General features: G+C 68.3%; 12 protein-coding genes. 6 read left to right on the forward strand and 6 right to left on the reverse strand.

Annotation, left to right across the window (positions count from 1 at the left end):
• The first annotated feature begins 4 nt into the window (after positions 1–4).
• The 3 genes from nuoL to nuoN are packed head-to-tail and all read left to right on the forward strand — an operon-like array spanning position 5 to position 5,030.
• The gene (gene nuoL, locus AB0M83_RS08030) at positions 5–1,906 is read left to right on the forward strand and encodes an NADH-quinone oxidoreductase subunit L (RefSeq protein WP_364514217.1); all 1,902 of its coding nucleotides are present in this window, start codon (positions 5–7) and stop codon (positions 1,904–1,906) included.
• Positions 1,906–3,456 carry an NADH-quinone oxidoreductase subunit M gene (locus tag AB0M83_RS08035; RefSeq protein WP_364514219.1) on the forward strand — a complete coding sequence of 517 codons (1,551 nt, stop codon included), beginning with the start codon at positions 1,906–1,908 and terminating at the stop codon, positions 3,454–3,456. Before nuoL ends, AB0M83_RS08035 begins: the two co-directional genes overlap by 1 nt.
• 2 nt (positions 3,457–3,458) lie before the next feature.
• Positions 3,459–5,030, forward strand: coding sequence for an NADH-quinone oxidoreductase subunit NuoN (gene nuoN / locus AB0M83_RS08040; RefSeq protein WP_364514222.1), 1,572 nt, complete (start codon positions 3,459–3,461; stop codon positions 5,028–5,030).
• A 27-nt stretch (positions 5,031–5,057) separates the two neighbouring features.
• On the opposite strand, the gene AB0M83_RS08045 is transcribed toward nuoN, so the two are convergent.
• The 5 genes from AB0M83_RS08045 to AB0M83_RS08065 form a co-directional block, all read right to left on the reverse strand.
• Positions 5,058–5,750, reverse strand: coding sequence for an ESX secretion-associated protein EspG (locus AB0M83_RS08045; protein ID WP_364514225.1), 693 nt, complete (start codon positions 5,748–5,750; stop codon positions 5,058–5,060).
• Positions 5,751–5,754: 4 nt separating this feature from the next.
• Positions 5,755–7,041: a hypothetical protein gene (locus tag AB0M83_RS08050; protein WP_364514228.1), complete on the reverse strand. Its 1,287-nt coding sequence runs from the start codon at positions 7,039–7,041 to the stop codon at positions 5,755–5,757.
• A complete protein-coding gene (locus AB0M83_RS08055; protein ID WP_364514231.1) occupies positions 7,041–7,670 on the reverse strand; it encodes a DUF3558 domain-containing protein in 630 nt (209 codons plus the stop codon). Before AB0M83_RS08055 ends, AB0M83_RS08050 begins: the two co-directional genes overlap by 1 nt.
• A complete protein-coding gene (locus AB0M83_RS08060; RefSeq protein ID WP_364514234.1) occupies positions 7,670–8,077 on the reverse strand; it encodes a hypothetical protein in 408 nt (135 codons plus the stop codon). Before AB0M83_RS08060 ends, AB0M83_RS08055 begins: the two co-directional genes overlap by 1 nt.
• 160 nt (positions 8,078–8,237) lie before the next feature.
• Positions 8,238–8,894: a hypothetical protein gene (locus AB0M83_RS08065; RefSeq protein ID WP_364514237.1), complete on the reverse strand. Its 657-nt coding sequence runs from the start codon at positions 8,892–8,894 to the stop codon at positions 8,238–8,240.
• Positions 8,895–9,064: 170 nt separating this feature from the next.
• Here AB0M83_RS08065 and AB0M83_RS08070 point away from each other — a divergent pair, with 170 nt between their 5' ends.
• The 3 genes from AB0M83_RS08070 to AB0M83_RS08080 all read left to right on the forward strand — a co-directional run bounded on the left by AB0M83_RS08070 (position 9,065) and on the right by AB0M83_RS08080 (position 11,823).
• Complete coding sequence (locus tag AB0M83_RS08070) at positions 9,065–9,391, forward strand: DUF6204 family protein (RefSeq protein ID WP_364514240.1); 327 nt, start codon at positions 9,065–9,067, stop codon at positions 9,389–9,391.
• 115 nt (positions 9,392–9,506) lie between these two features.
• Complete coding sequence (locus AB0M83_RS08075) at positions 9,507–10,559, forward strand: polyprenyl synthetase family protein (protein ID WP_364514567.1); 1,053 nt, start codon at positions 9,507–9,509, stop codon at positions 10,557–10,559.
• Between the two features lie 16 nt (positions 10,560–10,575).
• Entirely contained in the window at positions 10,576–11,823 is a 1,248-nt protein-coding gene (locus AB0M83_RS08080) for a hypothetical protein (RefSeq protein ID WP_364514243.1), read from the forward strand.
• Positions 11,824–11,865: 42 nt separating this feature from the next.
• On the opposite strand, the gene AB0M83_RS08085 is transcribed toward AB0M83_RS08080, so the two are convergent.
• Positions 11,866–12,195 carry a VOC family protein gene (locus tag AB0M83_RS08085; protein ID WP_364514246.1) on the reverse strand — a complete coding sequence of 110 codons (330 nt, stop codon included), beginning with the start codon at positions 12,193–12,195 and terminating at the stop codon, positions 11,866–11,868.
• Positions 12,196–12,282 lie beyond the last annotated feature (87 nt).

Below are 12,282 nucleotides of genomic sequence, written 5' to 3' on the forward strand. Positions count from 1 at the left end.
CCGAGTGACCGCATCATCGTGGCTGCTGGTGGCCCTTCCGGCTCTCGGCGCCTTGATCCTGCTTCTGGCGGGTAAGCGCGCGAAGGCGTGGGGGCATCTGCTCGGCTGTGCCACCGTCACGCTGGCCTTCGTCTACGGCCTGATCCTGTTCTTCACCGCCGACACCGGTACCACGACCGACACCAAGGTGTACTCGTGGATCCCCGTCGGCCAGCTGCAGGTGGACTTCGGGCTGCGGATCGACGCGCTGTCGCTGACGTTCGTGCTGCTCATCACCGGCGTCGGCATGCTGATCCACTACTACTCGATCGGCTACATGGCCGACGACGAGGGCCGGTACCGCTTCTTCGCGTACCTGAACCTCTTCGTCGCGTCGATGCTGATCCTGGTGCTGGGCAACAGCTTCGTGACGCTGTACCTCGGCTGGGAGGGCGTGGGTCTCGCGTCCTACCTGCTCATCGGCTGGTACCAGGGCCGCCCGTCCGCCGCGACCGCGGCGAAGAAGGCGTTCCTGATGAACCGCGTCGGTGACGTCGGGCTCGCGCTGGCGATCTTCATCATGTTCAAGTACGCGGGCTCGACCGGCTACGCGCAGGTGTTCCAGGCGGTCGGCGACGGCAAGTTCTCGCCGGGCGCGATCACCGCGATGGCGATCCTGCTCCTGCTCGGTGCCTGCGGTAAGTCCGGCCAGTTCCCGCTGCAGGCCTGGCTCCCGGACGCGATGGAGGGCCCGACCCCGGTGTCGGCCCTCATCCACGCGGCGACGATGGTGACCGCGGGTGTCTACCTGGTGGCCCGCTCGAAGGACATCTTCAACGCCACCGAGGACGGCAGGCTGATCGTCACGCTCGTCGGCACGGTGACGCTGCTGCTCGGGTGCATCATCGGCTGCGCGTACGACGACATCAAGAAGGTCCTCGCGTACTCCACGGTCAGCCAGATCGGCTACATGATGCTGGCGGTCGGGCTCGGGCCCATCGCGTACGCGCTCGGCATCATGCACCTGGTCGCGCACGGCTTCTTCAAGGCCGGGCTCTTCCTCGGGGCCGGGTCGGTCATGCACGGCATGAACGACGAGGTCGACATGCGGAAGTTCGGCGGCCTGCGCAAGAAGATGCCGATCACCTTCATCACGTTCGGCCTCGGCTACCTGGCCCTGATCGGCATCCCGCCGCTGTCGGGCTTCTTCACCAAGGACGCGATCATCGAAGCGGCGTTCGGCCAGGGCGGCTGGCGCGGCTGGGTGATGGGCGGCGCCGCGCTGCTGGGGGCCGGGCTCACCGCGTTCTACATGACGCGCCTGATGGTGATGACGTTCTTCGGCAAGGAGCGCTGGAAGGACATCAAGAGCACCGACGGCCGCGACTTCCACCCGCACGAGTCCAAGGCGATCATGTGGATCCCGATGGCGGTGCTGGCGGTCGGCTCGGTCGGCGCCGGCGCGTTCTTCGCCCTCGGTGACCGCTTCGCCGAGTGGCTGACCCCCTCGGTCGGCGAGCTGGAGGAAGCGCACCACGCGCCGTTCGACGCCTGGGTGATCTCGGTTGCCGCGATCGTGTTCTCGGTGCTGGGCGTGCTGATCGCGTACCTGATCTTCCGCCGTGACGTCCCGGTCGAGCGGCCCGAGCGGGTCTCGTTCGTCACCCGCGCCGCGCGCAAGGACCTCTACGGCAACGCCCTCAACGAGACGCTGGTCGCCCGCCCGGGCACCTGGCTCTCGCGGGCGCTGGTGTTCGTCGACAACCGCGGCGTCGACGGCGCGGTCAACGGTCTGGCCGCCTCCCTCGGCGGCGGCTCCGGCCGGCTGAGGCGGCTCCAGACCGGGTTCGTCCGGTCCTACGCGCTCTCGATGCTGGGCGGCGCGTTCCTGCTTCTGGCGGCTCTCCTGCTGGTGAGGTTCTCCTGATGACCTGGTTGCTCATCCTCATCCTGGTGCCGCTCGCCGGTTCCCTGGTGCTGGCGTTCCTCAAGGGGAACGACCGCGCCGCGGTGCTGGCCGCGCTGGGGTTCTCGATCCTCGAGCTCGTGCTCGTGATCCCGTTCTGGGCGAGCTACTCGCCGTCGGGCGCGCGGCTGCAGCAGACGTCGAGCTTCGACTGGATCCCCAGCTTCGGCGTGCACATCGCGTTCGGCACCGACGGCATCTCGCTGATCATGATCGCGGTGATCGCGCTGCTGGTGCCGATCGTCGTCGGCGGGCTCGGCACGCTGGACAAGCTGCCGCCGGGCCGCAGCGCGGGCGGGTTCCTCTCGCTGATCCTGCTGCAGGAAGCGCTCACGATCGGCGTCTTCGCCGCGACCGACGTCTTCCTGTTCTACGTGCTGTTCGAGATCATGCTGATCCCGATGTACTTCCTGATCGGCGGCTACGGCGGCGGGAACCGGCAGTACGCGGCGGTGAAGTTCTTCCTCTACTCGTTCCTTGGCGGCCTGATCATGCTGGCGTCGGCGATCGGCGCGTACTCGCTGGCGAAGGACAAGCTCGGGCACGGCACCTTCGACTGGGCCACGCTCGTCACGGTCGTCCGCGACGCGCCGCTGTCCACGCAGATCTGGCTGTTCCTCGGGTTCTTCCTGGCGTTCGCGATCAAGGCGCCGCTGGTGCCGTTCCACACCTGGCTGCCGGACGCGGCGGGGGAGGCGCCGATCGGCGTCGCCGTCCTGCTGGTCGGCGTGCTGGACAAGGTCGGCACGTTCGGGTTCCTGCGCTACTGCCTGCCGATGTTCCCCGACGCGAGCAAGGCACTGGCGCCGCTGGTGCTGGTGCTTTCGGTGATCGGCGTCCTTTATGGATCGATCCTCGCGGCGGGCCAGCGGGACATGAAGCGGTTCATCGCTTACGTGTCCATCGCGCACTTCGGCTTCATCTCGCTCGGCATCTTCGCGTTCAACGAGCAGGCGATGGTCGGCTCGGCGACGTACATGCTGAACCACAGCATCGCGACCGGCATGCTGATCGTGGTGATCGGCCTGGTGATCGCGCGCGGCGGGTCGTCCCGCATTTCGGACTACGGCGGCATGGCCAAGGTGACGCCGTTGCTGGCGGGCCTGTTCCTGCTCGCCGGGCTGTCCACGTTGTCCCTGCCGGGCACCAACTCGTTCGTCTCCGAGTTCCTGGTGCTGATCGGGGCGTTCGTGGACCAGCCGGTGTACACGATCCTCGCCACGGTGGGCATGGTCCTGGCCGCGGCGTACGTGCTTTGGCTCTACCAGCGCGTCATGCAGGGGCCGGTCCGTGGTGACGCCCTGATCGGCGTCGGCGGCGGGCCGGGCACGGCGATGGCGCCTGAACTCGGCGCCAAGAAGGCCATCACGGACCTGAGCGGCCGCGAGATCGCGATCGTGGCGCCGCTGGTCGTCCTGGTCCTCTTCCTCGGCTTCTACCCGAAGCCGGTGCTCGACACAGTCACCCCGACGGTGCAGCAGACGCTGTCCGCGGTCCAGGGAGGCAAGTAACCGTGCTCGACATCCTCCTGACCCAGGCACCGGAGCCGCCGGTGCAGGTGCCGTCGGTGGACTACCCGGCGGTCCTGCCGATGCTGATCGTCTTCGGCGCGGCGTGCGTCAGCGTCCTGGTCGAGGCGTTCGCCGCGAAGCGCTCACGCTTCGGCCTGCAGGTCGGGCTGAGCCTGGCGGCGATCGTCGCGGCCGGCGTCAGCCTGTTCATCTACGCCACGGGCGACGCGCCCGCGGGCGGCGTGAAGACGTTCAGCGGCGCGATCTCGATCGACAAGCCGGCGCTGTTCCTCTGGGGCACGCTGCTGGCGCTGGCGGTCGGCGCGGTGCTGCTGATCTCCGACCGCGTGGTCGAGCCGGGCGGCGCGCTGGTCGCGCAGGCCGGCATCCGCCCGGGCACGGTCCAGGACCGCGCCCAGACGGCGACGGTCATGCAGACCGAGGTGTTCCCGCTGACGCTGTTCGCCCTCGGTGGCATGATGGCGTTCTGCGCGTCGAACGACCTGCTGACGATGTTCATCGCGCTGGAAGTGCTTTCCCTGCCGCTGTACCTGATGTGCGGCCTGGCCCGGCGCCGTCGGCTGCTGTCGCAGGAGGCGGCGGTCAAGTACTTCCTGCTCGGCGCGTTCTCCTCGGCGTTCTTCCTTTATGGACTCGCGCTGCTGTACGGCTACGCGAACTCCGTGAAGCTGGGCGACATCGCGGCGGCGGCGGCCGGTTCGGACCGCTCGGACACGCTGCTGTTCGCGGGCCTCGGCCTGCTGGTGGTGGGCCTGCTGTTCAAGGGGTCGGTCGGCCCGTTCCACACGTGGACCCCGGACGTGTACCAGGGCGCGCCGACGCCGGTGACGGCGTTCATGGCGGCGTGCACGAAGGTCGCGGCGTTCGGCGGGATCCTGCGCGTGCTGTCGGTGGCGTTCGGCTCGACCAGCTGGGAGTGGCGCGGCGTCCTGTGGGGCGTCGCGATCATCTCGATGGTGATCGGCGCGGTGCTGGGCCTGACCCAGACGGACGTCAAGCGCATGGTGGCGTACTCGTCGATCGCGCACGCGGGCTTCCTGCTGGTGGGCGCGATCGCGATGACCCGCGACGGCTTGTCGAGCACGCTGTTCTACCTGCTGGCGTACGGCTTCACGACGCTGGCGGCGTTCGGCGTGATCAGCCTGGTGCGGGACTCTTCGGGCGAGGCAACGCACCTCTCGGCGTGGGCCGGCTTGGCGAAGCGGTCGCCGCTGGTGGCCGGGGTCTTCACGTTCTTGCTGCTGGCGTTGGCGGGGATCCCGTTGACGTCCGGGTTCGTGGGCAAGTTCGTGGTGTTCTCGGCGGCGCTGTCGGACGGAATGGCCCCGCTGGTGGTGGTGGCCCTGGTGTTCAGCGCGGTGGCGGCGTTCTTCTACCTGCGGGTGATCGTGCTGATGTACTTCTCCGAGCCGGCGGCCGACGGCCCGACGGTGACGATCCCGGGCTTCGGCACGGGAACGGCGATCTTCCTGGGCACGGCGGTGACGCTGATCCTCGGCCTGGTCCCGGCCTTCGCCCTGAGCTGGGCCGGCGCGGGCGGTTTCGCTTCCTGAGTTGGGTTCTTCAGGCCGCCACTCCCTTTATTCGGGGGTGGCGGCCTTCAGTTTGTGGCTCAGTTGTTTCGGATCGCCGGGCAGGACGCTGATGTAGCCGTCGGCGAGCGCGATCCCGACGCGCCCTGCGTCGAGGTCCAGGTAGTTGACGGTCGTGTCCCCGGCGTAGAGCTGTCCGACGCCGAAGTGGGGTTGCCGGAAGATGGCGTCGAGCTCCTGCGCTTCCCGGCTCCGCGCGGGGGCGTCGTCGAAGATGTCGCTTTCTTCCTGGGCCTTGAATTCGTCCTGGGGAAGCGAGAAGGGCTTGATCGGCGCGGGCTGGTACGGCGGCAGGTTGGTGACGAGGGCGTCGGCGGGGTGGGTGTCGGGGGAGACGCCGGTGAGCTCGACGGTTTCGCCCTGGCAGACAACGCTGACGACGGTGCGGTTGCGGGCCACGACGAGGATGCCGATCTGGCGCTCGGTGTCGCGCGCGTAGGCGGAGAACTCGTTCGCCGGGCGGTCGATGAGGTGCAGGACGTCTTCGAACTCGGGCGTGAAGCCATCGCCTTGGGTGAAGCCGTAGCGGCTGAGTTCCTCGAAGGCTTCGCGGTTGACGGTGGTCTTCGCTGAGGGCGGGATGTACCTGAGTCCCTGGGCGAAGATCGGGTGCGGGTCGCCGCCGCCGACGTTGCGCAGGGCGGTGAGCAGGGTGGTCAGGGTGAGTTCGGCGTTGAGCATGGGTCTAGTTCTTGGGCCGGTTCTCGCCGATCACCGGAGGCATCGGCTTTTCGGTGAACCCGCCGAAGGTTTCGTCCGGGTCGGGATTGCGCAGGTAGGGCGCGGATTTCTTTTCTTTGTCTTCTTCTTTGCCTCCGCGTCCGCCTGCGGGGGAGCCCATGGGCATGCCGTTGGCACCGCGGGCGCCGGGGGTGCCTCGGGTCGTCGCGCCGTTGGGGAGTCGTTCTTCGGGGAGGCGGGCGCCGGTGCTTGGGCCGGGAGTTCGGGTGCCTGTCCCTGTCCCTGTTCCTGTTCCTGGGTTGGTGCCTGGTCGGTACCCGGTGCCGGTTCCGGTGTTCGTTCCGCTTCCGTATCCGCCGGTTCCGGTGGGGGTTCCGTAGCCACCGGTGCCGGGCCCGAAGGGGGCGTAGGCGTTGTTCCCGCTGAAGTTGCCACCAGTCTGCCCGGTAGGCCCGAACTGATACCCACCCTGAGCAGCGGGAGGCGCGACGGGCGTGGGGACGTAGCTGTTGGCGTGGGTGTTGTCGAGGTTATTCGTTCCGGGCTGCTGAACCTGGCTCTGGAACTGGCTTTGGGTTTGGTTCTGGTTTTGGTTCTGGTACTGGCTTTGAACTTGGTTCTGTCCGGGTTGGACGTTCTGCCGTGTCTGCTGCGCGGGAACTTGCGGCTGCCGCGGTTTCCGAGCCCACTCACCGGTATCGGTGGGGCCGACCTTCGTGGTGGTCTTGCTGTCGGTGCCGTGCCCGGGCGTCGCCATGCCGATGGGCGCACCGGAGTCGGCGAGCTGCGCGTACTGGGCGGGCATCTGCTGACCATTGGTGCCACTGGCAGAGTGATAGGCACTGAAGGCGTCGATATTGGCCTGGCTGTCAGCCTGCCAGCCGGCGACCTTGGTCTTGTAGGGCCCGGTTCCGTCGCCGTTCATGGCATGAAGAACATCGTCGATGGTGACATCGGGAGGCTGCGGAGCAACGGGTTTGACGGAGTTCTTGGCGGTCCCGAAGGCATCCATCTGAGCACCGACAGCGGTCTGGGCAGTCTTGAGATGAACAGCATCATCAGCAGCGGCTTGAACAAGGGGGAGGGTGGCGTCAGCAGCAGAGTTCCCGGCAGCCCCTTGCCACCCGGACATGGTCTTGGCGCGAAGAGCGCTGATCCGCTGAGCCCGCTCAACCATCCGAGCAGTCAACTGATTGGCGCCGTCGTGTGCATCGGCCAGTGAACCGGTGCCTTCGCCACCTGTGATCTGTTCGTAGATCTGCGCCGCCGTCAGAGGTCCTTCGGTGGCCATCAATTCGCCTTCCGAAGGTTGTCCAGTACTTTCGCGGCTACGTCATGTGCGGCTGCGCATGGGTCTTTCTTCTGAATATTAGTCTCTGACAACGCGACAGAGATATCAACCTGCTGAGTGTCGCTCGTGCCCAGGGCAAGTGTGCAACGACCCTTGCTGTTGCGCTCGTCGACCATGCCAAAAGCCACGGTTGGGTAGCCGTCGATAGGCTCAAGCGGTAGGAAGAATGGATAAACGGAATCTTTTGATTGGTAGATACCGGTTAGTCCGAGGTTGGTAGCCTTGAAGTACGTCACACCAACGCCAGCCTGAGAAACAGCGGGAACATCCCAGTTGCAGGTCGGGCCAGCCTGGTCATCCACCACGGGCTTGGCATCCACTTCGGAGCCGAGGAGCTCGTGGCTCTGCGCCGTGGTCAACGAGTCGCACGGAAATCGCTGGAAGTGGCTGATGTCGAGCGGAGTTTCGACCTTCGGTGCTCCGGCGCCCGGTACCGCCTCCGAGGACTGCGAGGGCGAAAGCGACTGACTTGGGAGGCTCGGGGAGGGCGACGCAGTCCCATTAGTGTTACTGCTGCAACCCGCGAGGACCAGGAACGATGCGCAAGTCAAGGTGAGGGTTCGACGCATCAAAGCGTGCCTCCAGTCTGATTGATCTCTGACTCGTGAGTCGCCTCAGCGTCTTTGTACTTACCCAGGGCGGTCTCGAACTTCTTCGCCATCGTCCGGCAGTAGCGTTCGCGCTCGCCGAGTGTATCCAGCAACGCCCGACCCGAATTCCGGATCTGCTCGGCGTTGCTGTCGCTCGCGTACTCCAGACCCGGCGCTCTAGTCTGCGCCAGCTGTTCCGCGCGTCGTTGGTCGTTGCGAAACTCGTTCGCCAAGTCGTTCCACTCGTGCATCAACTCACGCAGCGCCGCCTCGTCGTACTCAAACCCCGACCCGCTCGCCCCGCCCCCGTACGACCCCGCCCCCGGAATGGCCGGCTGCGCAGGCGCTCGCCGGGTCCCCGGGTCGTAAACCGGACCCTCAGGCATCACTCAACCCCGTCGTCATCAGCTCTCCCCTAGCTTGCAGTGTGCTCCGCCCCGGGCACCCTGCGTATCCGACGGCGCACAGACTACCAGGGTTCCCACACCCCAAAAGCCGGCGCAGAACGAGGGCCGCGGCCCCCTCGGCCGCGGCCCTCGGTGCCTCTTACGGGGTCGGTGAGCAGGAGGTGTGACCCAAAACCACCTGGCCGCTGATGCCCGACGCCGGGAGGAAGGTGATCCGCAGCATCGTCAACCCGATGCTGCCGTCGCCCGGGAGGTTCTGGGTGTTGAACACCGCGTTCGCCAGCACCGTGCCGTTGGACTTCTTGAGCGGCGCCGTGTAGCCCACCGGGACCGGGCTCGGCGGGTTCGGGATGCCCGACATGCCGCCGTAGCCCCAGTTCGCGTTCGTCTGCGTGTGCGTCGCCGTGCAGGTCACCGTGTACGTCGACAGCTTGATCCGCGGCCCGCCCGCGCTCACCAGTGCCGACAGCTCGAAGTCCTTGCCCGTCGCCGTGGACTTGGTCGTCGTCGCGTCCGTCTCCGGGTCCGTCACCGTCGTCGTGCACGACGAGGCGCCGCCGCCGAAGGTGATGCCCGTCTTCGTCACCTTCTGGGCCGTTGCGCTCGTCGGGCCGTCCACCGAGCACTTGCCCTGGACCGGCACCTTGATCGCCACGTCACCCTTGGTGAACTCGGCCGAGCCGATCTGGGCCACGCCCGGTTGTGGTGCGGCCTGCGCCGGCGCCGCGGTGACGGCGAGTCCGGCCAAGATCAGTGTTCCGGCGAGCGCACCCCGCCTCGCGATGGTGTTGCGCATGTCGCGTCCTCCTTGCCGACCGGGGAGAGCGACGCTCTTCCTCGCGCTGAATATCCGCCCGCCCGGGACGTCCGTTGCGCCCGAAACCCCTGATCACCCCTTCGTGGATCATGAACCACCCGTCGGATAATCCCTTCGGTATCCGGATACAGCTCTGTATATTCGCGCGCATGCCGACCTACCGCGTCCTCGTCCGGGGCAAGTTCGACCGGCCCACCCAGGCCACTCGCGAGAAGCTGCTGAGCGCCCTCGGCCACGGCGACGACCTCGGCGGGCAGCTCTTCAGCCCGGACGGCACGCTCACCTACAGTCACCACCTCGGCGGCTTCAGCTTCCGGGTCGCCCTCGACGTCGCTCCCGGTGACGACGCCACACAGCGGGCCCACGACCAAGCCGAGCTGATGGCCATGGAACTGCTGGAGCGGGAGGGCTATCCCCACCGCGACCTGACCGTCAGCTCGACGTGCATGGACGACATCCGGATCAAGCGCCGCTGAGGTGTCATGTTCGTCACCGTTTCCGCAGGACAGCGGGTAAACGACCGCGCGGGGTAGCCACTACGCTCAAGGCATAACCCGACCGGTGCACGAGTAGAGCGGAGCCGACGTGTCTGTGCCTTCCCCAGCCCCCGGGGCGGGATCCCTCCCCGCTGCGCCGGGTGGCGCCCTCGAGGACCTGCGCGCGTCGGTCGGCCTGCAGATCGCCGACGAGACCCTGCTGCGCGCGATCGCTACCGGGCTGGCCGACGTCGAGAAGCTGCTTCGCGAGGTCGTCCGCAGCGACGTCCAGGCCGTCAACGACGCCGCGTTGCACCTGGTCGAGGCGGGGGGCAAGCGCTTCCGTCCCCTGTTCACCCTGCTGTCCTCGCAGTTCGGCCCCAAGCAGGACGACCACGTCGTGATCGCCGCCGCCGCGGTCGAGCTGGTGCACCTCGCCACGCTCTACCACGACGACGTCATGGACGAGGCGGACATGCGGCGCGGCGCCGAGAGCGTCAACGCGCGCTGGGACAACACCATCGCCATCCTCACCGGCGACTTCCTCTTCGCCCACGCCTCGCGCCTCGTCGCCGACCTCGGCACGGACGCGGCACGGATCATCGCCGAGACCTTCGGCGAACTGGTCACCGGCCAGATGCGCGAGACCGTCGGCCCCGGGCCGGGTGACGACGCCGTCGCGCACTACCTCACCGTGATCGCGCAGAAGACCGGCTCGCTGATCGCGACGGCCGGCCGCTTCGGCGGGATGATGTCCGGCGCCGCCGAGGAGCACATCCAGGCGCTGCGCCGGTTCGGCGACATCATCGGCACGGCGTTCCAGATCTCCGACGACATCATCGACATCGCGTCGCCGTCCGACGAGCTCGGCAAGGCCCAGGGCACCGACCTGCGCGAAGGCGTCCGGACGTTGCCGATGCTGTACGCGCTGGCCGACCCGGACACGGATCCGCGGCTCACCGAGCTGCTTTCGGGGCCGATCGCCGACGACGCCGTCGTCCAGGAGGCCCTGGAGCTGCTGCGGGCGAGTAGTGGACTCGAACGCGCACGCGTCACCCTTTCCGACTACGCTCAGCGCGCGCGAGCCGAGCTTGCGGCGTTGCCCGCGTCACCCGCCCGGGACGCGTGCGAGTCGGTCGCCGACTACCTGGTCGCGCGCACGCACTAAACAGGGGCAGGGATAGATGTCCATATTCGGACAGGTTTGGCTGTGGAGCCTCGCCGCGTTCTTCGTCGGAGTCCTCCTCACCTGGCTGGTGCTGGTGCTGCCGCTCCGGAAGAGCGTTCGCAAGCTGGAGAGTTCGCTGGCGCAGGCCCACGCCGACGCCGCGCGCACCCCGGCGAACGCCGCGGGGCTGGCCACGCCGGGCACCGAGGTCTTCGCCCGGCCGGAACGGCGGCCCGAGCCGCGGCCCGAACCGGCGCCGTCGCGGCAGGAGACGTCGTACCCGGGCACGCTGGTCGCCCCGGCGCCGCTCAACCGCGACGACGTCCACGACGACATCGACGAGGACTTCGCCGAGCTGGACTCGCAGGTGCCGCCGGGGTCGCACCCGGACCCCGACGACGCCTTCCGGCCGCAGCCCGAGCCCGAAGACCTCGCCTCGGAGACGCAGTTCCTGACCCCGGTCGCCGAGCCGGAGGACGACGACCCGTACCGCAGCGCCGCGAGCGACTACCTGGCGCCCGAGGACGAGCCCGAGCCCGCCACGCCGGCGCTTTCGCGGCTCGAGCAGCAGCTCGACCCGGAACCCGCCGCCGGTTCGCTGTTCCGGCCCCCGGCGGAGGAGACGCACGCGCCGGCGCCGGACTGGTTCGACCACGAGCCGCCGTCCGAGCGGTCGGCGTTCGAGGAGCCGATGGAGCGCACGCGCTACCTGTCGGTCGGCGGCGACCAGGTCGGGCAGGACGAAGAAGCCGAGCCGGAGGAGGCGCGGCAGTACGCGTTCGCCGGTGACGACACCGGGGCCCTCGGCCAGCTCGACGTGCCGCCGGAGACCCCGGCCGAGGCGACGCAGGTGCTGCCGAAGCGGCAGCCGCGGGAGGCGCTGCGCGGTGGATTCGAGGCGCCGCAACCGATCGAGCCGTCGATGCGCACCGTCGAGCGGCGCGAGACCGACCTCTCCGGCGCGCACAGCGGCTCGCTGTTCGAGCCGTCGGTGCAGCCGAACCAGGTGGCGCCGGCCGCCCCCGAGCCGCCGCCCGCGCGGCAGGTGGCCGGCGACGCGGTCCCGCCCGGCCCGTTCGGCCCCGGCTCGGCGATGCCGCGGCCCGGTGGCGGGCGCCCGGGTGACGGGTTCGAGGTGAAGGCGAGCGTGACGGCGTTGCGCTACTGCACCGAGGAATCGGCGCAGTTCCCGAAGATGGTGGCCGAGGTGTGGTTCCGGACCGCCGAGGACGCCGAGCGGGTCGGGTTCCGGCCGCTCAGCTGATTTCGGTGATGGAAGGGCCGCCCGCGGGCGGCCCTTCGTCGTTCAGGCCGCCTGGAACAGGACCATGGCCGCGCCGCCGGGATCGGTGACGACGACCAGCGATCCGACGGGCAGATCGATGCGCTCCCGCACGACCTTTCCGCCCAGCTCCGCGGTTTTCACCGCGGCGGCGTCCACATCGGACACCGGCGCGTAGGGCAGCCACTGCGGCGCGCGAGCGTCGTCCGGGGCCAGTCCGGTGAGGCCGCCCCACGGCTTTCCGTCCGCGGTGAACAAAGGCCCGGTGGATTCCCAGCCGAGCAGGTCGGCGAAGAACCGCTTGGTGGCGTCCACATCGGACGTCCGGACGTCGAAGAACACGAAAGTTCGCATGACCCAAAACTTAGGACACGTGTCCTAACTCTGGCAACCCCCGAAAGCCGTGAAGGCCCCCCTTCCCGGCGTCTTGAGCCGGTAAGG

It is taken from the genome of Amycolatopsis sp. NPDC051106 (assembly GCF_040682775.1).
GTDB lineage: Bacteria > Actinomycetota > Actinomycetes > Mycobacteriales > Pseudonocardiaceae > Amycolatopsis.

Bases quoted from the DNA above. Each gene is read 5' to 3' on its own strand.
- AB0M83_RS08060 (WP_364514234.1), bottom strand. From the start codon at position 8,077: ATGCCTGAGGGTCCGGTTTACGACCCGGGGACCCGGCGAGCGCCTGCG.
- AB0M83_RS08080 (WP_364514243.1), top strand. From the start codon at position 10,576: ATGTCCATATTCGGACAGGTTTGGCTGTGGAGCCTCGCCGCGTTCTTC.
- AB0M83_RS08085 (WP_364514246.1), bottom strand. From the start codon at position 12,195: ATGCGAACTTTCGTGTTCTTCGACGTCCGGACGTCCGATGTGGACGCC.
- AB0M83_RS08055 (WP_364514231.1), bottom strand. From the start codon at position 7,670: ATGCGTCGAACCCTCACCTTGACTTGCGCATCGTTCCTGGTCCTCGCG.
- AB0M83_RS08050 (WP_364514228.1), bottom strand. From the start codon at position 7,041: ATGGCCACCGAAGGACCTCTGACGGCGGCGCAGATCTACGAACAGATC.
- AB0M83_RS08070 (WP_364514240.1), top strand. From the start codon at position 9,065: ATGCCGACCTACCGCGTCCTCGTCCGGGGCAAGTTCGACCGGCCCACC.
- AB0M83_RS08065 (WP_364514237.1), bottom strand. From the start codon at position 8,894: ATGCGCAACACCATCGCGAGGCGGGGTGCGCTCGCCGGAACACTGATC.
- AB0M83_RS08045 (WP_364514225.1), bottom strand. From the start codon at position 5,750: ATGCTCAACGCCGAACTCACCCTGACCACCCTGCTCACCGCCCTGCGC.
- AB0M83_RS08035 (WP_364514219.1), top strand. From the start codon at position 1,906: ATGACCTGGTTGCTCATCCTCATCCTGGTGCCGCTCGCCGGTTCCCTG.